This is a genomic window from Synechocystis sp. PCC 6714 (assembly GCF_000478825.2).
Taxonomy (GTDB): domain Bacteria; phylum Cyanobacteriota; class Cyanobacteriia; order Cyanobacteriales; family Microcystaceae; genus Synechocystis.
On the sequence record NZ_CP007542.1, the window covers coordinates 338623 to 357906 of the forward strand.

21 protein-coding genes are annotated in these 19284 nt (G+C 48.7%); 10 read left to right on the forward strand and 11 right to left on the reverse strand.

The window, feature by feature from the left end; translation table 11 throughout:
* Positions 1 to 175: 175 nt before the first annotated feature.
* From pruA to D082_RS01565, 3 genes are all read right to left on the reverse strand, one after another.
* Positions 176 to 3148, reverse strand: a complete 2973-nt coding sequence (pruA, locus tag D082_RS01555) for an L-glutamate gamma-semialdehyde dehydrogenase (RefSeq protein WP_051738633.1) — start codon at positions 3146 to 3148, stop codon at positions 176 to 178.
* Positions 3149 to 3289: 141 nt separating this feature from the next.
* Positions 3290 to 4822 carry a mechanosensitive ion channel domain-containing protein gene (locus D082_RS01560; protein ID WP_238546788.1) on the reverse strand — a complete coding sequence of 511 codons (1533 nt, stop codon included), beginning with the start codon at positions 4820 to 4822 and terminating at the stop codon, positions 3290 to 3292.
* A gap of 51 nt (positions 4823 to 4873) precedes the next feature.
* The gene (locus tag D082_RS01565) at positions 4874 to 5491 is read right to left on the reverse strand and encodes a DedA family protein (RefSeq protein WP_081857596.1); all 618 of its coding nucleotides are present in this window, start codon (positions 5489 to 5491) and stop codon (positions 4874 to 4876) included.
* A 142-nt stretch (positions 5492 to 5633) separates the two neighbouring features.
* Here D082_RS01565 and D082_RS01570 point away from each other — a divergent pair, with 142 nt between their 5' ends.
* The 3 genes from D082_RS01570 to D082_RS01580 all read left to right on the forward strand — a co-directional run bounded on the left by D082_RS01570 (position 5634) and on the right by D082_RS01580 (position 8551).
* Positions 5634 to 6872 carry an LL-diaminopimelate aminotransferase gene (locus D082_RS01570; protein ID WP_028946686.1) on the forward strand — a complete coding sequence of 413 codons (1239 nt, stop codon included), beginning with the start codon at positions 5634 to 5636 and terminating at the stop codon, positions 6870 to 6872.
* 67 nt (positions 6873 to 6939) lie between these two features.
* Positions 6940 to 7407 carry a hypothetical protein gene (locus D082_RS01575; protein ID WP_028946685.1) on the forward strand — a complete coding sequence of 156 codons (468 nt, stop codon included), beginning with the start codon at positions 6940 to 6942 and terminating at the stop codon, positions 7405 to 7407.
* Positions 7394 to 8551 (forward strand): DUF2974 domain-containing protein, encoded by a 1158-nt coding sequence (locus tag D082_RS01580; RefSeq protein ID WP_038529878.1) that lies wholly within the window; start codon positions 7394 to 7396, stop codon positions 8549 to 8551. The genes D082_RS01575 and D082_RS01580 overlap by 14 nt, the downstream gene beginning before the upstream one ends.
* Positions 8552 to 8610: 59 nt before the next feature.
* Here D082_RS01580 and D082_RS01585 read toward each other — a convergent pair whose 3' ends face one another.
* The 5 genes from D082_RS01585 to D082_RS01605 all read right to left on the reverse strand — a co-directional run bounded on the left by D082_RS01585 (position 8611) and on the right by D082_RS01605 (position 13731).
* Positions 8611 to 9579 carry a protochlorophyllide reductase gene (locus D082_RS01585; RefSeq protein ID WP_028946683.1) on the reverse strand — a complete coding sequence of 323 codons (969 nt, stop codon included), beginning with the start codon at positions 9577 to 9579 and terminating at the stop codon, positions 8611 to 8613.
* A 131-nt stretch (positions 9580 to 9710) separates the two neighbouring features.
* Positions 9711 to 10283 (reverse strand): TolB family protein, encoded by a 573-nt coding sequence (locus D082_RS01590; RefSeq protein ID WP_028946682.1) that lies wholly within the window; start codon positions 10281 to 10283, stop codon positions 9711 to 9713.
* 9 nt (positions 10284 to 10292) lie between these two features.
* Positions 10293 to 11309 (reverse strand): Ycf66 family protein, encoded by a 1017-nt coding sequence (locus tag D082_RS01595; RefSeq protein ID WP_028946681.1) that lies wholly within the window; start codon positions 11307 to 11309, stop codon positions 10293 to 10295.
* A 62-nt stretch (positions 11310 to 11371) separates the two neighbouring features.
* On the reverse strand, positions 11372 to 12430 hold the full coding sequence (cobW, locus tag D082_RS01600) for a cobalamin biosynthesis protein CobW (RefSeq protein ID WP_028946680.1): 1059 nt from the start codon (positions 12428 to 12430) through the stop codon (positions 11372 to 11374).
* 29 nt (positions 12431 to 12459) lie between these two features.
* Entirely contained in the window at positions 12460 to 13731 is a 1272-nt protein-coding gene (locus D082_RS01605) for a lipid-A-disaccharide synthase-related protein (protein WP_028946679.1), read from the reverse strand.
* A gap of 66 nt (positions 13732 to 13797) precedes the next feature.
* Between D082_RS01605 and D082_RS01610 the strand changes: the two genes are divergently transcribed.
* From D082_RS01610 to rsfS, 5 genes are all read left to right on the forward strand, one after another.
* Complete coding sequence (locus D082_RS01610) at positions 13798 to 14454, forward strand: DedA family protein (protein ID WP_028946678.1); 657 nt, start codon at positions 13798 to 13800, stop codon at positions 14452 to 14454.
* 40 nt (positions 14455 to 14494) lie between these two features.
* Positions 14495 to 14812: a thioredoxin gene (gene trxA, locus D082_RS01615; RefSeq protein ID WP_028946677.1), complete on the forward strand. Its 318-nt coding sequence runs from the start codon at positions 14495 to 14497 to the stop codon at positions 14810 to 14812.
* Positions 14813 to 15229: 417 nt separating this feature from the next.
* Positions 15230 to 15397: a hypothetical protein gene (locus D082_RS18720; protein WP_193386674.1), complete on the forward strand. Its 168-nt coding sequence runs from the start codon at positions 15230 to 15232 to the stop codon at positions 15395 to 15397.
* Between the two features lie 135 nt (positions 15398 to 15532).
* Positions 15533 to 16111 (forward strand): bis(5'-nucleosyl)-tetraphosphatase (symmetrical) YqeK, encoded by a 579-nt coding sequence (gene yqeK, locus D082_RS01620; RefSeq protein ID WP_028946676.1) that lies wholly within the window; start codon positions 15533 to 15535, stop codon positions 16109 to 16111.
* Between the two features lie 88 nt (positions 16112 to 16199).
* Entirely contained in the window at positions 16200 to 16664 is a 465-nt protein-coding gene (gene rsfS, locus D082_RS01625; RefSeq protein ID WP_028946675.1) for a ribosome silencing factor, read from the forward strand.
* 22 nt (positions 16665 to 16686) lie between these two features.
* On the opposite strand, the gene D082_RS01630 is transcribed toward rsfS, so the two are convergent.
* The 3 genes from D082_RS01630 to D082_RS01640 form a co-directional block, all read right to left on the reverse strand.
* A complete protein-coding gene (locus D082_RS01630; protein WP_028946674.1) occupies positions 16687 to 17472 on the reverse strand; it encodes an MBL fold metallo-hydrolase in 786 nt (261 codons plus the stop codon).
* A 177-nt stretch (positions 17473 to 17649) separates the two neighbouring features.
* On the reverse strand, positions 17650 to 17988 hold the full coding sequence (locus D082_RS01635; RefSeq protein WP_255356944.1) for a hypothetical protein: 339 nt from the start codon (positions 17986 to 17988) through the stop codon (positions 17650 to 17652).
* A gap of 162 nt (positions 17989 to 18150) precedes the next feature.
* The gene (locus D082_RS01640; RefSeq protein ID WP_028946672.1) at positions 18151 to 18603 is read right to left on the reverse strand and encodes a hypothetical protein; all 453 of its coding nucleotides are present in this window, start codon (positions 18601 to 18603) and stop codon (positions 18151 to 18153) included.
* A gap of 172 nt (positions 18604 to 18775) precedes the next feature.
* Here D082_RS01640 and D082_RS18725 point away from each other — a divergent pair, with 172 nt between their 5' ends.
* The gene (locus D082_RS18725; RefSeq protein WP_193386675.1) at positions 18776 to 18931 is read left to right on the forward strand and encodes a ribbon-helix-helix protein, CopG family; all 156 of its coding nucleotides are present in this window, start codon (positions 18776 to 18778) and stop codon (positions 18929 to 18931) included.
* An 81-nt stretch (positions 18932 to 19012) separates the two neighbouring features.
* On the forward strand, positions 19013 to 19249 hold the full coding sequence (locus tag D082_RS01645; RefSeq protein ID WP_028946671.1) for a DUF3134 domain-containing protein: 237 nt from the start codon (positions 19013 to 19015) through the stop codon (positions 19247 to 19249).
* Positions 19250 to 19284 lie beyond the last annotated feature (35 nt).

A 19284-nucleotide genomic window follows, 5' to 3' on the forward strand; every position in this document is an offset into this window, starting at 1 on the left:
TTTCAGTCCTGTAAAGTTTAACTCCTATTGCCAATGTAAGTTTCCAGAGTTAGAAACTTTGCAATATTTAAGTGTTGGCATGTTAAAGGCTATCCTCTATAGAATAAACGTATGAAACTTTGTTAATCTAAGCTTGGATGGGGGAGATAAACATCTCCCCTAACTTGTCAATTTACTACTGATCTGCTCCTTCAATGGGTGCAAAGCCTTGGCGTTGAATGTTTTCCGTTACATGGCGGGGTTCTAAAAACTGTAATAAATAATCTGGGCCACCCGCTTTGGAGCCTACCCCAGACATTTTGAAACCGCCGAAGGGTTGGCGGGAAACGATCGCCCCAGTGATGGTGCGGTTAATGTAAAGATTGCCCACCTCAAATTCCTTGGCGGCCTGATCAATGTGTTCCGGGGTGCGGGAATAAAGCCCGCCGGTGAGAGCGTAGTCTGTACCATTGGCAACTTCCAACGCTTCGTCAAAATTACTGGCTCGGATAATCGCCACTACGGGGCCAAAAATTTCTTCCTGGGCAATGGTGGCATGGGGAGAAACATTCTTAAAGACGGTGGGACCGACAAAATAACCTTCTGTGGGGGCTTCCCGTTCAATGGCCAATTCACATTCCGCTTTACCCTGTTCGATATATTCCTTAATGCGGGCTTGGGCTTTACCGTCAATCACTGGCCCCACTTGGGTGCTGGGGTGATCCGTATCACCAATGTTGAGGGAACGGGTGGCCTCGACAAAACGTTCCACAAAGGCATCATGGACAGGGGCTAAGACCACAATGCGAGAACAGGCAGAACATTTTTGCCCGGTGTAACCAAAGGCGGAATACACTGCTCCGGCCACAGCCTGGTCTAGATCAGCACTTTCGTCGACAATGATGGCGTTTTTACCCCCCATTTCTGCAATTACCCGCTTAAGGTGTTTTTGCCCCGGTTGTACTAGGGCGGCATCGGCATAAATGCGACAACCCACTTCCCGAGAGCCGGTGAAGGCAATTAAATGAACGTCGGGATGATTAACTAAATGGGAACCCACTACGGAACCCTTACCGGGAATAAATTGAAAAACGCCCTTTGGAACGCCGGCTTCGATGAGAATTTCAGTAATCTTTGCCGCAATGACGGTGGAAGTTTCCGCTGGTTTGAGCAAAGTACAATTGCCCGCCACCAATGCCGCTACGGTCATGCCAACGGCGATCGCCATGGGGAAATTCCAGGGAGAAATTACCAGGGCAATGCCCCGGGGTTGGTAAAGGTAACGATTGGTTTCGCCGGGAATGTCTAGATTTACGCCCTGATCCAACCGCTCCATTTCATCAGCGTAGTAACGACAAAAATCGATCGCCTCGGACACTTCCGCATCTGCTTGGGGAATAATTTTGCCCACTTCTAAGCAAATCCAAGCATTGAGCTCATGGCGACGACTTTCCATAATGTCCGCCGCTTTCCGCAAAATGCCACACCGTTCCCGCACAGGGGTTTTTTTCCAACCGGGGAAAGCCTCTTTGGCCATTTCAATAGCGTGATCCGCCTGTTCAATATTGATCAGGCCAACTTTGCCAATAATTTCCGATGGACGACAGGGATTAACCGATTCAATGATGGTTTCCGTTTGGACGTATTCACCATTGATGTAGGGTAAATAGGTTTTACTTAACTGTTGTTTAACTCGGGTCAGAGATTGGAACGCTTTTTGGCGTAAATCGGCATCGGCATAGTCTGTATCGGGGGCGTTGGGATAACCCTTATTGGGCAGTTCGTTGACCCCCTTCACCTGGGGCGCACCAATTAATTCTTCCACGGGGCGTTCTTCCAAATTTTGCCGCAGGAAGGAACTATTGGCCGTATTTTCCAGCAATCGTCGGATTAAATAAGCCATACCCGGCAGTAGCTTGCCGTAGGGAGCATAAACCCGTACTCGATGACCCCGTTTAACAATGGCCCGGGCTAAGGGTTCCCCCATGCCGTAAAGAATTTGCATTTCATAACGACGTTTAGGAATATTTAACTCTTCGGCGATGGCACAGGCCAAAGCCTGGGAACGAACATTATGGCTACCAATGGCGGCGTATAAATATTCGTGGTTTTCCAACAGTAACCGGGTCATCCGTTCATAATTGGCATCGGTTTGAGCTTTTTCCACGTAAACCGGAATTGACCAGTGATTTTGTTGGGCTTTAATGGTTTCTTGATCCCAATAGGCCCCTTTGACTAAGCGCACTGTAACCGGATAACCCCGATGTTTAGCCCAAGGAATTAAGTCTTCTAAATCCTCCGCAGAATCCCGTAAATAGGCCTGCATGGTGATGCCCACATCGGTGCGGGAACGAAATTCTTCTTCTACTAAAAGTTCCTTGAGAATATTTAAAATTAGATTTTTATAATGATATTGCTCCATGTCAAAATGGACAGCCACATTCAATTCCTTAGCTTGGCGCAATAGTTCCCGAATCCGTTCACAAACCTTGGCTTTACTTCCTTCCGGATCCAGGGGGTCAAACTGGGAATAAAAGGCGGTTAATTTAACTGAAACTTGTACTTGGGGCAACATTTCCCCATCCGCCTGATCAATCTGAGGCACCGTTGACCAAGATTTTGCTTGCTGGGAAAGTTGAGCCATCAAATCTAAATAATTCTGCCAATAGGCTGACGCTTCCGTTTCCGTTATGACCGCTTCCCCCAATAAGTCGATGGTGAAGCCCATTTTTTCCTTGCGTAACTTTTCTACCGCTTTAATCACCTGGGCAATGGTTTCCCCAGCAATGTATTTAAAGGCTAAAGTTTCCGTTGCTTTGCTAATGGTGGCCGCTGCCAACTGGGCCGGGGGAGATTGAGCATCGGCAAAATTAAGCAACTTTTTCAATGCTTCCGGCAATTCCACATCTTCTTCCCCCATATACTGCTGGAGATGATGGGCAATTTCCGTATTACTTTGCAGGGCAGGCAGACAATCAATAAATTTAAACAATTGCACCCGTAAACCAGGGTGGGCCATGGCCCAGTCGAGCAATTTGTCATCTAAGCGAAAATTATCACTGAGCTTGTTCCAAAGAGAACGCTTTTCCCTGGTTTCTGCCAATAATTCTCTGGCGATCGCCTGGGTGGCCTGTTCATACTGCTGTTGTGACTCGATTTGTGCAACCATGGCTTATCTTCTTGGCGATCGATTCTGTGAGGTGTGTTCAAGGCCTAATTTTACCGCAGTTATCAATCCCGACAGTGCCCGCATCAAGCTTTGCGGATTTTGCACAGACTCTGCTGATCGAATGCCTTTGATAAGCTGTAGCTAAAGAGATAAAGACTTTTGGCTAATATCAAAAATTTTATTAATTCTTTGCCGAATCCACTCCACCGGATTTTTCAGGTCAGCCTCAACCAGTAAACCCATTTCTTTGAGTTTTTGTTGATATTGCTGCAGAGCATCCTGGCGTTTGGCTAATTCCTCTGCCACTCGATCTGATAGTTGGGGGTGGGCGGATAGAAGCTGGTGAAAACAATCTTTACCAATTAAGAAAAGGGCTGTTTCCTCAGCGGCAATCATCGTTGTGGGATAGGGCACTTCCAGCATTAAAGGTAACTCACCAAAAAATTCTCCTTGGGTGAAGGTGAACATACGGTTACTAATTTTTTCATTTTCATAAATTGCATTGATTGCTCCGATGAGCACCACACAAAAATAACTGTGGTACTGATTTTGTCTGACTAGGATCTCCCCTGGTTGTAGATAGATTCGCTCACCAGATTCAATCACATTTCTAAGGTCTAAATCATTGAGATTTTCAAAGCAAAAATTTTTCTTCAATAGTTGGGTAAGGGTCGGAGACTTATCCAAATTTTTTCTATCCTTGACAATATCTATGGACTGCTCACCAATAGTAGAGGAAATGCTCTCTGGATTTCTCAGCCATAAATCCCTTTGGGGAAAAGGCATATTGATACCCCGGCGAGAACAATTGTATTGAATAATGTGATTGAGGGAGCTAAAAATGATGAATCTTTGATCAATGCGTTCAGTCCAAACCCATAATTCAAAATTGAGGGCGTTCTCTCCAAATCCGAGAAAAACGACTTTGGGAGGAGGATTGCTGACAATATTTTTTTCCATTGAGGCTGATTCCAACAACATTTCTGTGACTAAAACCAGGTCACTGCCATACTCCACACTGACGGGAATTTCTAGACGACCACTGCAATTTTCGTAATTCCAATTAACAACTAAATTACTGGTTAAATCTGTGTTAGGAACCACTAAGTCACTACCTTTGAAGGTACGAATAATCGTGGATCGAATGGAAATTTCCTTAATGTAACCAATATGATTATTGAACTCGATTAGGTCCCCAACTTTCAGCTTGTTTTCGCCAAAAATTGTTAACCCACTGACTAAGTTTCTAGTTAATTCCTGTAAACCAAAGCCAATGCCAATACCTAAACCACCCATGATTACCGCAAAGCTAGCTAATTCCAAGCCCATTGCCTGCAGTACAATGATAAAACCTAATACCGCGACCCCTAAACTGGTCAGTGTCCCAAGTACTTCTCGATTGCCTTCACTGAATCCAAGTTTGAGCAGCAAAAATTTCTTGAGAAATTGTTTGGTTCCTTTCGCACATATTCCTACCAATATAAGTAGGAAAAAAGATTGAACAATCCACCATAGGGTAATGTTCTGGGCCCCCAGTTTAAAAATGGGGGTGGTTAGGCTTTCAATGAACCAAATTTGGACAAAATGCCATTGTTCAGGCAAATTGGCGATCGCCTGGGAGAAATTTCCCTGGTGCTGTTGTGGATTTAGTTGTGCATCAATCTGTGCAACCACGGTATGTTTCCCTGGGATCAAGTTGGTTAAATCAATGTTGTTGCCTCAAAGTTAGGCTTTGCGCTGTAGCTGTTTACGAACAAGGGACAGCGTAATGATAGTAATCACAGCTATGACAACAATTTTAGAGACGGGACTTAGGTATTGCTCCACCAGTTCGTAGTGATCCCCTAGTTTGTAGCCTGCACTAGCTAAAAAAGTTACCCAGAGAGATATGCCTCCCAAGCTGTAGAGAGTAAAGGAAATCAAACCCATGGCATTGACGCCTGCGGGCAAGGAAACAATGGTGCGGATGCCTGGCACCAAACGCCCAAAAAAGACAGATTGATGGCCATGGTGATTAAACCAATTGTTGGCTTTATGGATATCCGATGCATTGATTCCCATCCATTTTCCGTAACGATTGGCAAAACTCTCCAGCCGTTCTTCACTAATCCATTTACCCATGTAGTACCAAGGATAGGAACCTAGAATAGTGCCGATAACGCCAGCAATAATTGTTGGGAACAATTCCAATTTACCCTGGGCGGCGGAGAAACCAGCTAAAGGCATGATCAACTCAGAAGGGATGGGGGGAAATAAATTTTCCAAAAACATCAAAAGACTGATTCCCACATAGCCCAACTGATTCATTACTTGGGGAATCCATTCTGTAATCCACTGGGACATAGATATTGGGTAAGGATGGGAGGATAGATGGCAGAAGAAATTTGCTCCATGGAGCGATATGCATTAGCAAGGATAGGGTCAATGGGCAGAGCGGGGGGAACGTTAACTTTTATAATGGCGATCGCCCTTTAATGACCCAGCCATGGCCAGTATCAACGACAATTATCTCAAACTGAAAGCCGGTTATCTTTTTCCTGAAATTGCTCGACGGGTAAATGCTTTCACTACCGCCAATCCTAACGCCCAGGTAATCAAACTTGGTATTGGGGATGTGACGGAGCCCCTACCCCTTGCCTGTCGCCAGGCCATGGCCAAAGCCATTGACGACATGGGCGATCGCCAAACCTTCAAAGGATACGGCCCGGAACAGGGTTACGCTTGGTTGCGGGAAACAATTGCCCAGCACGATTTCCAAGCAAGGGGCTGTGAGATTAGCGCCGAAGAAATTTTTATTTCCGACGGTTCCAAATGTGACACCGGCAATATCCTCGACATTTTCGGCAAAGACAACGTCATTGCTGTCACCGACCCTGTTTATCCCGTTTATGTGGACACCAATGTGATGGCAGGCCACACCGGCGATGCCAATGAAAAAGGGGAATACGGTGGTTTAGTCTATCTCCCCATTTCGGCCGAAAATGACTTTGTCGCGGCCATACCGAGCCAAAAAGTAGATTTAATTTATCTCTGTTTTCCCAACAACCCCACCGGAGCCACTGCCACTAAAGAGTATTTAAAACAATGGGTGGACTACGCCAAAGCCCACAGTTCCATCATCTTTTTTGATGCGGCCTACGAAGCATTTATCACCGATCCCACTCTGCCCCACTCCATTTACGAAATTGAGGGAGCGAGGGACTGTGCCATTGAGTTTCGCTCTTTTTCCAAAAATGCTGGTTTCACCGGTACCCGTTGTGCGTTAACCGTTGTGCCCAAAACCTTAACCGCCAAAGCGGCCGACGGCAGCGACGTGGAGCTGTGGAAACTCTGGAATCGACGTCAATCCACCAAGTTTAATGGCGTTTCCTACATCATCCAACGGGGGGCAGAAGCCGTCTATTCCCCCGAAGGTCAAGCCCAGGTCAAAGAGTTAATTAGTTTTTATTTAGAAAATGCTCGCATCATTCGGGAGAAATTAGCTGCCGCTGGTTTGCAGGTTTATGGTGGCATTAACGCTCCCTATGTTTGGGTAAAAACCCCCCATGGCCTGAGCAGTTGGGACTTTTTCGATAAGTTGTTGCACACAGTCAACGTAGTGGGCACCCCTGGCTCTGGCTTTGGAGCGGCGGGGGAAGGCTATTTCCGCATTTCCGCTTTCAACAGTCGGGCCAATGTGGAGGAGGCCATGGAACGAATTACTTCCACCCTCAAATTGGGTTAGAATCGCTCCCAAAGGTGGCCATTGGGTCTTTCCCATCTGGCATTGCCAGTTTGAAAACTTTGAAAACATAGTGCAGTCATCCGTCGAACTTTGGCAAAAAAATCTGCACCGGGGCAAGCAGGCTAGGGATTTAGTTTTCGATTACGCATTGGGCACCAGTTTAATTACCCTGTTGCCGATCGCCGGTTACTATTCCCTCCGCTTGCTGGTGGTGTTATTGCTACTGGTGAAAATGTGCCGGGACATTGGTAAAATCTGGCAATTTCCCCGGGGTCAGGATCTGCTGGCGATCGCCGGTAATATTTTTGGGGCCATGGGCGCAGTGGTTACCGCCTCCGTAGTCTGGATCACCCTACTGGCGATCGGGATTTGGGTGCCCTATTTCGACAGTTTTAAAGGTTTTGCGGGACTGTTTACCCTGACTTGGATGTTGGGTCAAAGCACCAACCAATATTATGCCAACGGAGCTCTGCGGCATCCTTCCCATCAACCAGTCCAGCCCGATCAGGAGAGTATCAACCATGGGCATCTTTAACCGCCGAAGACTATTGCTGGGGGGAGTCGCCCTGGGGGGAGCATTCACCATAGGCCGAGAGGAACGCCATCGCCAGGAAATCACAGCATTACAGACATTAGCGAAAGCCCAAGCAGCCAACACTGACAAAACGAGTTTGTTGAGTGCCGCCTTTGAAGCCGATGCGGAAAAAATTTACCGGGGCGAGGAAATTATCAACAGTGTTAGGCTTACCTCCCCTATCCTGCCCTACGATCGCCAAATTTCCCGACTCCTAATCCGTTGCAGTAAAATTGCCACCCAGCAGTACCTAACAGGGAAAACCATCCCTAGCTACGACGGTAATATTCGACAGTTACCAGCCTATAGCTCCGACCTGGACGAGTATCGACAGATTGCCTCTTTTCGGGGCAAGGAAGCCAAAGTGTCAGAATCCGTTGCCGTCCAAATTCCCCTGGATAACACCGGTGACCCCCTCGACCGAACCTGGGACCAAGCGGAGGATTCCCTGGGGGAAACCATTCGTCAGGTGGTCAAAGTAACCAAAGAAATCCCTGTTTACCTCGGTTTTGTCCTCAGTTCCCCCCGCCATAACTTAATTGTTTTTCGGGGTACCCAAACCACCATGGAATGGGTTAACAATCTGCGGGCCCAACAAATTCCCTTCACCGATCGCCAATCCGGGCAATACTTCGGCAAAATTCACCAGGGCTTTATCGAAAATTATCTGCGTATTGTCAGTCCCATTCCTAGGGAAATCGCCCGGCAGTTAGACCCATCTGTGCCCTGTTACGTCACTGGCCATAGTTTGGGAGCTTCCCTCGCAGTGTTGGCGGCCCTGGATCTAGCCGTTAACCTGCCTAAACTACGGCCGCAGATTCAACTCTATAGCTATGCCTGCCCCAGGGTTGGGGATGTCACCTTTGCCCAGCTCCATTCCCGCCAAGTTCCCAACAGTTATCGCATTGTCAATTTAGCAGACGTGATTCCCCTCCTGCCCCCCACCACGGGACTGGGCACCTATGTCCATGTGGGCCAGAGTTGGAGTTTTCTCAGCCAGGGTCAGGACATTTTACCCAACCATGTGGTGGACACCTACCAAGGAGCAGTGGACAGGGAAGTGGAAACGGATCAACCTAGGAATTACCCCATCGCCGCTGTTTGAGCTTTGTCTGAATTGTCCCCCTGACCCCCAATGCTGGGTTTGTAGGGGGAACCAAAGAACTAAGCCAGGCCCACTAACTTTTCGCTTAAATCCCACATGCGCTGGGCTTTTTGGGCATCGCTACCCTGTTCGGAAAGTTCCTGTACAAAAGCTTCCCGCCCCGCTTGTTGACGGTTGCCCCAGCTCCAATGCACACCGGACTCTTGAAATTTGTCATCGGCCACTACCATGGCTACCCGTTCTCCCGCTAGCTCCTGGCTAACATAGCCTTTGGTAACGTTTTTTTGGAACCAGGGAAAAATGGTTCGGAACAGGGAATAGTGGTTGCGGAACAGGGGAGTATCGGCCACGCAGCCGGGATAGAGGGAATTAAAAATAATGCCCGTTTCTTGATGGAAGCGACGGTGTAATTCCCGAGTAGTAAGCATATTGCAGAGCTTACTGTCCTTATATGCCTTACCGGATTTGAATTTTTTGTTATTAATCATGGCAATGGGTTTTTTAAAGCCCGCTTCAAACCCTTCAAAGTTGCCCAAATCCGGCGGGGCAGGAATGGGAATTTTTCCCCCCAGTTCTTTGCTGTTGGCAGTGACGGTGCCCAAAATAATCAAACGTTTATCTGCATCGGGACAGGCTTTTAAATCTTCCAGCAATAGATTGCAGAGCAAAAAATGCCCCAGGTGGTTAGTGGCCACAGAAAGTTCATAGTCATCCGCTGACCAGAGGGGTTCATCCAGTAAAGGGAAGTAAACCGCCGCATTACAAACCAAGGCTTTGAGGGGACGACCCAATGCCCGGAACTGGGTGACAAAGCGGCGCACACTGTCTAGATAACCCAAATCCAGTTTGATAATGGTGTAATCTTCCTTGGGAAAACCCAATTCATCGGCTATTTTTTGGGTTTTGTCCAAATTGCGGCAGGCCATAATCACATGCCAACCTTTGTCGATTAAAGCTTTAGCTCCGTATAATCCCACCCCGGAGGAGGCTCCGGTGATGATCACCGTTGGTTTCATCGGCTGTTCCATGGATTTATAAATTTTTAATTTTTTTAATTAATTGTTTAGTGGTTAAACTCTGCCACTCTTTAGAATCGCACAATGTTGAAGCCGCTTTTGTGAAGGAGCTTTAAGCAAAATTCAGTTTTACCAATGGTTAATCATGGGGCTGTGGGGGGATTTTCCACCGGAGCACCCTCGGTAATATCTAATTCAATTTGGGGGCCCCGGTCGAGGATTTCAATGTCCCATTGCCCTCTTTTGGCGGTTTCAAAAACGATGTAGCGGCCGTCGGGGCTAATCTTGGGATTGCGTACCCATTGGCGATAATTGAGGGTCAAAAGTTCTGTTTTTTTGGTCAGGCGATCGTAGAGGGCGATGTCGGGCCGCCCTTGAATACTCGATAGATAAACCAGATAACGGCCAGTGCGGCTCAGACTCGGACTTTCAGCAATGGTGTTGGCTTGGTTCAGTCCTGGTAGACTAATCAATTGGTTATTGCGTAGGTCATAAACCAGTATTTCCCTGGCGCCATTACGGTTCGAAACTAGGGCCAACCAACGACCGTCCCCGCTCAAGCTGGGCTGTTCGTCGTTAAAGCGGCTATTTAAACTCTGATCCAATGGCGATCGCCTGACATTATTGCAACTACTGAGTACTAGGGGTATTAGTACGATTGCCAGCCATAACCATGGAGTCTGCCTTAAACTACCCCGAATTTTCGCCCTGTTCACTGGGAAAAACTAATAATCAAACCGTTCTTGGTCATCGGCTCCGGTGAAGCGCTCTTCCCCATCGACGGGGGGACGGCTAGGGCTTTGATTGCGGGGGTTAACACTCCGGTTCTGTTCCCGGTCCCTATCTGTAGAGTCCTCGGGAGTGGTGGGGCGAGGGGCTAAGTCTGCTTCGTCAATGGGTTGGTAGTCCACATAGGCCGCAGGGGGCTCATCTTCGTAGGGGCGGGCATTGCGGGGGGCGTTCCTTTCTGGGCGATCTCCAAAGGAATCATCGATCGGGCCGTTACTGGGTCGGGGTCGGCGGTTGTTGGGACGACGGGAAGAACCGGGCTCATTGCCAGCTTCAGGACGGGGACGACGGGTAGGAGGCCGACGGTTAGGGGTGGGATCATCCCAAACATCATTGCCACTGCTGTCCCAACCGGAATAGTCATCCCTATAGCCGTAGCTATCACTGTAACCAGGGGTGGGCCGTTGGGGGGCACTGCGGCCACTGGGGGGACGGGGTCGAGTTGGTCTGGGGTTAGATGGAGGGGCACTGCGGCCAGAAGAACGGGGCTTGGGCCGGGCATCCGCTTCCCCGTAGCCATCGGGGCGGCCACTACGGGCATCATCGTCATAACCCCTTAAGCGACGGTCATTGCGGGCCAATGGCTCATCTTCCGGTTCCAGTTGGTCCAATTCCGCTTCGGTATAAACTCTGGTTTTACTCACCCGGCGATCGTCGGCGTAGGGAGCACTGCGCCGGGCCTGCTCGGTGGTGATGCCCCGCAAACGAATGGTTTCAGTGGCAAAAAATACGGTGGAGCCACTGAGTAGTAATTGCCCAAACTGTAAAATCGGATCAAGCCGCCAACCTTGGAACAGTAGAATTAGCCCGCACAGTAGGCCCACAGCAGAAAAAAAGATGTCGTAATCCCGAGACACCTCCGGCCGTACGGAGCGCAGAAAATAGAGCCCCGCCCCGGCCACTGCGAGAAAAATACCAAGGATGCTAGCTGAATTGAGCCCGAAATTTACCATTACCCTGAAAGCTAATGTTTCTCTGCTCCATGGTAGCTGATTCCGTTGATAGCGGAAGGGCCCTAGATGCTGGCGATCGCCGTTTTGATTTGTTCTGGATCTAAACCTTGACCAATGACCACCAAGCGGGTCTGTCGAAGTTCTTCTCCAGTCCAGAGACGATCATAGAAATAATCAAACCGTTGCCCCACTCCTTGGAATACTAGACGCATGGCTTTTTGAGGAACCGCTACAAAACCCTTAATACGATAAATTTCGTTGCTTGCCACTAATTTTGTTAAACCTTGAGCCAATTGCGCCGGCTCAAATTCCCGGTTAAGGGCCACATACACCGCATTGATATCCTCATCGTGGTCGTGGTCTTCTTCATGGTCATGGTGACTGGGGCGACTGTCGAGGTTTTCTTCCACCGCTGCATTGAAGCCGAGGAGAATGTCTGGGCTAATTTCTCCTTGATGGCAGGGCACCACCTTGACCCCCGCTGGCAACTGACTGCCTAACCAATTTTCCAACCTTTGCTGGTCTTCCATTGCCAACAAATCGGTTTTTGTTAACAACACCATATCTGCACAGGCTAACTGGTCTTCAAATAACTCTTCAATGGGAGTTTCATGATCTAAGCTTTCATCGGCCCGCCTTTGGGCTTCCAGGGCATCCAAATCCCCCACTATGGCCCCCCTGGCCAACGCATCCCCATCTACTACGGTAATAACCCCATCCACGGTGGCTGCGGTACGAATTTCCGGCCAACGAAAAGCTTGGATCAAGGGTTTGGGTAGAGCTAAGCCCGAAGTTTCCACGACAATGCAGTCAATTTCTTCGCGCCGTTCCAGCAAAGCCTGCATCGTAGGCAAAAATTCCTCCTGCACAGTGCAACAGAGACAACCGTTGGCCAATTCAACAATTTGGGGAGCACCATTGGTGCCAGGGGCAATCTCGTTTCCTTTTTCATCGCATACCCGGCAACTGCGGAGAATATCCCCATCAATGCCCACTTCCCCAAATTCATTGACCAGTACCGCAATACGCCGTCCCTGGTTATTTTGCAATAGGTTCCTAACCAAGGTAGTTTTGCCAGAGCCGAGGAAGCCGGTGACTACGGTAACGGGTATTTTATGCATAGATTTTGGAGAAACTTATGAAAATCTATCTAACACCATTTTTGGTGCAGAACTTCCGCAATGAGACGGGCCGCCCCAGTTTCTCCCAATCGTTCCCGACCATTACGGGCGATCGCCTTTAGTCGATCAATATTGTGCAGCACTTGATGTAGGGCCGCACCGGCCTGATCAGGACTATCCAGCAAAATTAAAGACTCCCCCAGTAACCAGGTTTGACGACGGGCAAAGTAGGGGGTGTATTGGGGGCCATCGCCGGGAAAACTAATCACGGGTTTACCTAGGCCGACAAATTGCTCTGTGGCAGTACCGGCCATGGCGATCGCCCCTTGGGAATGGTGTAAACAATCAACAAACTGTTGTTGGCTAAAAATTAGCTGGCCCTGGTCTTTTCGGAAAATAGTGCCCTTGATAATGGCAGCAATGTTATTGGCTAAAACTTCTGGGCTGTTATCTGCAACTCTGTGCCAACCTTGGTTTTCCACTGCAGCCATCAATGGTTTCAAGGGGAGGGAGGGGGCGATCGCCGCGAGAAAAGTTATGGGGGAATCGGGAAAATGGGTTAACACACTGGTTAAACTTTCCACAATCAAGGCCCAATTGCGTTCCATTTCTGGCGATCGGGAACCGGGTAAAAGGGTAATGGTCAAACCCTGGCCCGGTTGTAACGGTTGGGGCTGGTAGTCTTCTTGGTTTAAACCGTCCATCATTGGATTACCGACCGGATAACTGGCAATGCCCTGGCTGAGTAATTTGTTGTGGGTAGGGCGATCGCGGGGAAAGACCGCTACGCAATTTTTCCTAGCCATCAACCATCGTTCCCAGGGATAGTAGGCGGAACCCAGCCATTTTTCCCAAGATTTGGTAGTGGTTAACCATTCCCCAACAGGTGAGCGGAGATAATATTCCGACTTAGCTGTGCCCACAAAAGCGTATTCGGCCCGACCCAACCAAGCCAGGGCCAGGGGAACTATGTCCCCCACCGCCAGAACTTTCCCTCCCTGGGCTGTCCATTGCTTCAAGTTGTCTAACTGAGCTTTAGTTAACCCCCAAAGACCGCCCCTCATATCCCGCCACAATTCCTTGGCATCCATATTGTTAAAACCACCGGAAGGCATGGTTTTCACCGGGCCAATGAGGGGAATGTTTAACCGTCGATAATTATTGCCTTCTCCCACCAGAGGCAAGCCCACTAATATCTCCCTGGGCTCCATCTTTGCCAACTCACTCCAGGCCTGGCCAATGGTCACGGCGATCGCATCCTCTCCATGGCCATTGCTGAGCAGTAAAATCTTCGGCAACATCCAACACTCCCATCAGCTACACTAAAAAATAAGTAAAGTATTAAGAATTATTAAATAAGCATTGCCATGGGTTGGGAATTTTTTTCGCTGGAGACCTTGCAGGAATTGGCCCGCCAGTATGGTTACGGAGCCGTCTTCTTTGGCATTGCCTTGGAAAATGCGGGTATCCCCATCCCTGGAGAAACCATAACCCTGTTGGGTGGCTTTTTGGCCGGTAGTGGTGATTTAAGTTACGGTGGTGTGCTCGTTGCGGCGATCGCCGGAGCAGTGTTGGGGGACAGTTGTGGCTACTGGGCCGGACGATGGGGCGGCTGGCCCTTACTGACCGGGGCCGCCAAATTATTTAAGATTCCCCAGGATAAATTAGACCAAGCTCGCCATAAATTTAGTCAAAATGGAGCGGCGGCGGTATTTTTTGGCCGCTTTGTCACTTTACTGAGAATTTTTGCGGGGCCCATGGCTGGCATTGTTCGCATGCCCTACGGCAAATTTTTGTTGTATAACATCGGCGGTGCTTCCGTCTGGGCCACCATTACCGTCAGTTTGGCGTATTTTTTAGGGCGGGTGGTTACCATTGAACAAATCATTGCCTGGACAACCCAATTCAGTTGGTTTGCTTTGGCCGCAGTGCTGGGGATGGTAGGCATTTATTTTGTGTTCCACCTGTTGCAAAAACGTTTTGATCAAACCATTGAATCCGCCATGGGCGATCGCCCCCGATAATTGCTAGAACTGGATTAACCATTTCTGGGAGAAAAATGCCATGGCCGTCAAAAAACAGTTTGCCAGTTTTGCCGAAATGTTAGCCGGTTCCCCTAAGCCGGTGCTAGTGGACTTTTATGCTACCTGGTGCGGCCCCTGTCAAATGATGGCCCCCATTCTCGAACAAGTGGGTAGTCATCTCCGTCAGCAACTCCAAGTGGTGAAAATTGACACCGATAAATATCCGGCGATCGCAACCCAGTACCAAATCCAATCTTTGCCAACCTTGGTTTTATTCAAACAGGGCCAACCAGTCCATCGCATTGAAGGGGTGCAACAGGCCGCCCAATTAATCCAACAGTTGCAAATTTTTGTGTAAAAAAAGAATGAGTGTATTGTTTTACTGGAATAGCAAATCCCAAAAGTAACCTTGGGATGCCATGCCAGCTCCGTACTCGCTGGGTTGACCCTCGCCGCTCTGAAGGACAGAGATTTGTGTTCACAGACCCAACTTGTGCTGACGGGATTACCCTGGACAAAATAGAGGAGGGCGAGGCTTGTACCCCATTTTTCTTAGTCGTGTTGAATAGGGTCGGTCCGCTTCCAACCTTATCTAGCATCGATTGCAGCTTTGCCGACGGATTCCAACAATTTGGGAAAACAGGAGCCGTGTTAAGATCGAATTCGGGATGAGCCTCCGCGGCCTAATATTTCCTGTGCAGACTTCCCGTAGCACAAACTTCAGCAACCGGACTCGGCAAGTGGTCTGTAAACTATATTTCATGAGGAACAAACAATGGCAAAACGTCGTAATTTAAAAAAGGAAAAAGCTGAACGTAATCGTGCTTACGCCCGTCAGTTTCGCTCCGCTAGTCGTACCCAAAACCGTCGCTATTCCGGTGGCCAAAGACAACAGGGTGATGCCAGTGGCTCCAGCAATAACGGTGCCGCCAGCGACGTTTAACCTTTTCTTGAGTCCCCAAACGGTGGCTAAAGTCCTAAATAAGAAATGGTGATCGGTGGGCTTTGGCCCGCCGCTTGTCTTCTCTGGGGCGCGATTGATTAAATCCCACAATTGTTTTGCAAGCCTTTTTGGCCCATGGTTGAGTTGGACCGGAGCAGGGTAATCCATTGGCTCCAAGAAAATGTTTCTCCCCAGCGGTTAGACCATATTTTGGGGGTTGAGCAAACAGCGGTGCAATGGGCTCCCTACCATGGCATTGATGCTGGCAAAGCGGGACAAGCGGGGCTGCTGCATGATTTAGCTAAGTTTTTCCCTCCCTCCAAACTGCTGGCGATCGCCGAGGCACAGGAGCTACCCCTCGACCCGATTTTGTCGGCTAGTCCCCATTTAATCCATGCTGATGTGAGTGCCGTTATTGCTGCCGAAGAATTTGGCGTTGATGATCCGGACATTTTGACCGCCATCCGTTGCCATACCCTGGGGGCGGTGCCCATGGATCCTTTGGCCTGTCTGATTTTTGTGGCTGATGCGTTGGAGCCAACTAGGGGTAACAGTTTAGAATTAGAGAAACTACGCCAGGTGGCCCAACACAACCTTTATCAAGCCGTACGCCTCACCTGTGAGCAAACCTTGACCTATTTGATTAAGCAGCACAAAATCATCCATCCCCAGGTGATTTTGACCCGTAATTGGGCCTTAAAAATGGCAAAGTGAGCACAATATTAGCGGTGGTTCTGGCTACACTAGAAGATATCGTTCTTAAACCCTGATTAATTCATTTTTGGAGTTGACAAAATCTTACATGACTGAAATTTCCCGCTTCGATGCCTATCCCCCCACCTTGACCGTCAATCCCACTGTCCCCGCCGATGCCCCCGCCACTGAGCATTTGGTGTGGACCATTGCCCAGGCCGCTGAAGAACGCAAAGCAGGGGATTTAGTCATTCTCAAGGTTACGGATGTCTCATATCTGGCGGATTATTTTGTCATCTCCACCGGTTTTTCCCGCACCCAAGTCCGGGCGATCGCCGACAACATTGAAAAACAAGTGGAATTGGTGCATGGCCAGTTACCTACCCACACGGAAGGGAATAATGAAAGCATCTGGGTGTTGCAGGATTTTGGCGATGTGTTAGTCCATACCTTCATGCCGGAGGAGCGGGAATTTTATAAGTTGGAAGCCTTTTGGGGTCATGCCCAGGAACAAACTCTGGCTGACATTGCCACTGTGCTCGGTATTGCCTACAATCCAACCACCTCTGCTTAAGGTTTGTAGGGTTTGTAGTGGTCTAGGCTAACAATCCCTGTTCGTTGAAGATACGCACGAGTGTTCCTTCTGTGGGCAAATTACTGGGCTGAATAGTTAACCGATTACTATTGATGCGCTGGATATTCATCCCTTGCACCAAGTCCAAAAAGGGTTGCAGGGTTTGCAGCTCGCAGGTTGCACGGTCAGCGGCGGGGGTAGCGTACTGAGTTGGCACCATAATGCGGGGATTGAGGACTCCCATGGCAGCCTTCGCTTCGGCAGCATCGTAATTTTTGGGGCCACCTCCCACGGGGATTAAGGCTAGGTCAGGACTGCCCAACAAAATTTTCTGTTCTTCAGTGATGGGAGAAGCCGCTCCCCCCATGTGAACGACTCGAATTCCCCCCTGACTCCAACGCCACACCACGTTTTGACCAAATCTTCTTCCCCCTAGGCGATCGTGGGGCGCACTGATGCCCTGAAACTGAATGCCACCAATGTTATAACTGCCGGGCTCAAATAAAATTCTTGGGTTGCCCGGTAGGTTCTCCGCTGCGCCTTCGTCCCATAATTGGGAGCTAATCAGTACCAAATCCGCCTGCACCCTAGGCAAACGAAATTTCTGAGTGCAACCAATGGCCCGGAAAGGATTGGCCAAAATGCGGAAACCATTGGCGGAAAAGAGAAAAGCGCTATGTCCTAACCATTCCACCTGCAAACCAGGGCTTGCTTGAGCTATGGCTGGCTTCCGGCGATCGCCAATTTGCACTCCAGCAACCGCCAGCAACCCGAATCCGGCAGTACGAATGATTTGTCGTCGTTTCATCAGAAAAATGGGTCCGAAACCCCGTCCCCTAGGATGGCTTTACATTGGAATTATAGTGGTTGGCCTGCCCGCCCCCCAAGTTAAATTGGCCACAAAAAAAAGGGCAACAGGAAATGACTCCTGCTCCCCCCGCAATGGGCTATGGGAATAGCCAAACTAGATTGGCTTAGGCCGGCACTAGAATTGTTTCTTGATCTGCTCAAAAGTATTGGCCAACTCACTCCAACTTTTTTCCAAACCGGCCTGTAACTCATCCCAGGCCGCCTCTCCAGATTGCTGGAGGTCCTGCCATTTGCCCATCAGTGCATCCCGTTGAGCCTGGAGTTCTTTCATTGTCCGTTGATAGTTGATATTGGCATCCGCCGTTTTTTCCCTAGCTTCAGCGGACATTTGGTCAATGTGGGCGTTCAGTTGGTCAATTTTAGCCTTGACTTTTTCTTTATAGGCTTCCTTTTCTTGGGCACTCATAGTGGTTGGGTTGGACATGGAATTTATCCTCTGTTGATTTACTTTGATGTCTTTTGAGGTTGTCTAGAAAAACTCGGTCAATGGAAGTTCATACCAAGCTAAAAAGTGAGTGGACAATGCTTACAGTGGCGTCAGCACTGACGATCTTTTCAGGGTCAGGGGGGAATTAATTGCTTTTTGGTAAGCCCAATTCTCTTAGCTGATAAAGCTCTAAAATTTGCCGGTAATAACCAAGGCCAACACAATTAACCCCAGGGTCAGATTGGCGGCTAATCCAAAGCCAATTAAATTTCGTCTGAACTGTTTTTGGGAGTGTGGATCAACTTTGGACACCGGTGGAGAAACAGGATAGGCGTTGATCAAGCCGGAATCTGTAACTCGGTAAGCCGGCTCTACATTGGGAGAAGAGGGGACATTTCCTCGGTTTCCACGCTCTTGCATTTCCGATTCTGGAGTCAAAGGAGTTTCCCTCTCCATCAACCCTTTGGCCGCAACCTCAGAGGGAATTAGCTCACTCCCATCACTGCCATGGCGCCCAAGATTATTCTCCTTAGACTGGACTGACTTACCGGTGGGTGCTTCTTTGTCCAGGGTTGTGTTTTGGTTATCCATTGATAACCCTCCATCTAACAACAGCAAGTATTTACCTTGCAACAATGCCATTGTAATTTTATGTCGTGCTTTTGTCAACCAAAAGTAATCTATTTTTAATTACTTTATCATGGTTATATTATTGCATTGTTATTACAAAAAAAGGAGTCGAGACCTGAATCGGCAGCATTATGGCCCGCGGAAAATTGCTATGCTGAGATTATGGAAATGTTAAGGGAGGGCAATGGTCAGAACGAAACCGAAATCCGATAAAGTGCTCACAATTCGCTTGCCAGAAAAGGATTTAGTACATTTGGAGAAGTATTGCACAGCGGAGGGAAGAACTAAAACAGAGGTGTTGCGCCAACTGATCCAAAGTCTGCCCGTGGTGTCTGACTAGGGGAGGATTTTGCTACAATGGTGGGCTGGTCAAAGTAGATAACTTAGACAGTCCGCGTTAGGCAATTTAAGCAGAAGCACTATGTACAATCCTTCCCTCCGTCGAGAAGCCCGTTATGAACCAGCGGCGGTTTTGCCCGTTACCCGTGAGCAGTCCTTGATTGACTGGTTAGAAAGTAATAATCGTCTGATTTACCGGGAGATTGAAGAAGGGACCACCAGTAATATCAGCGATGAAGATGTGGATATTGCCGAGCTGATGGACGGGGATGACAATCTTTATGGTGATGATGGCGCTGACGATATGGAGGAAGAATAGCATTGACCCCTGAGGCAAGATTTTTCGGTATTGTC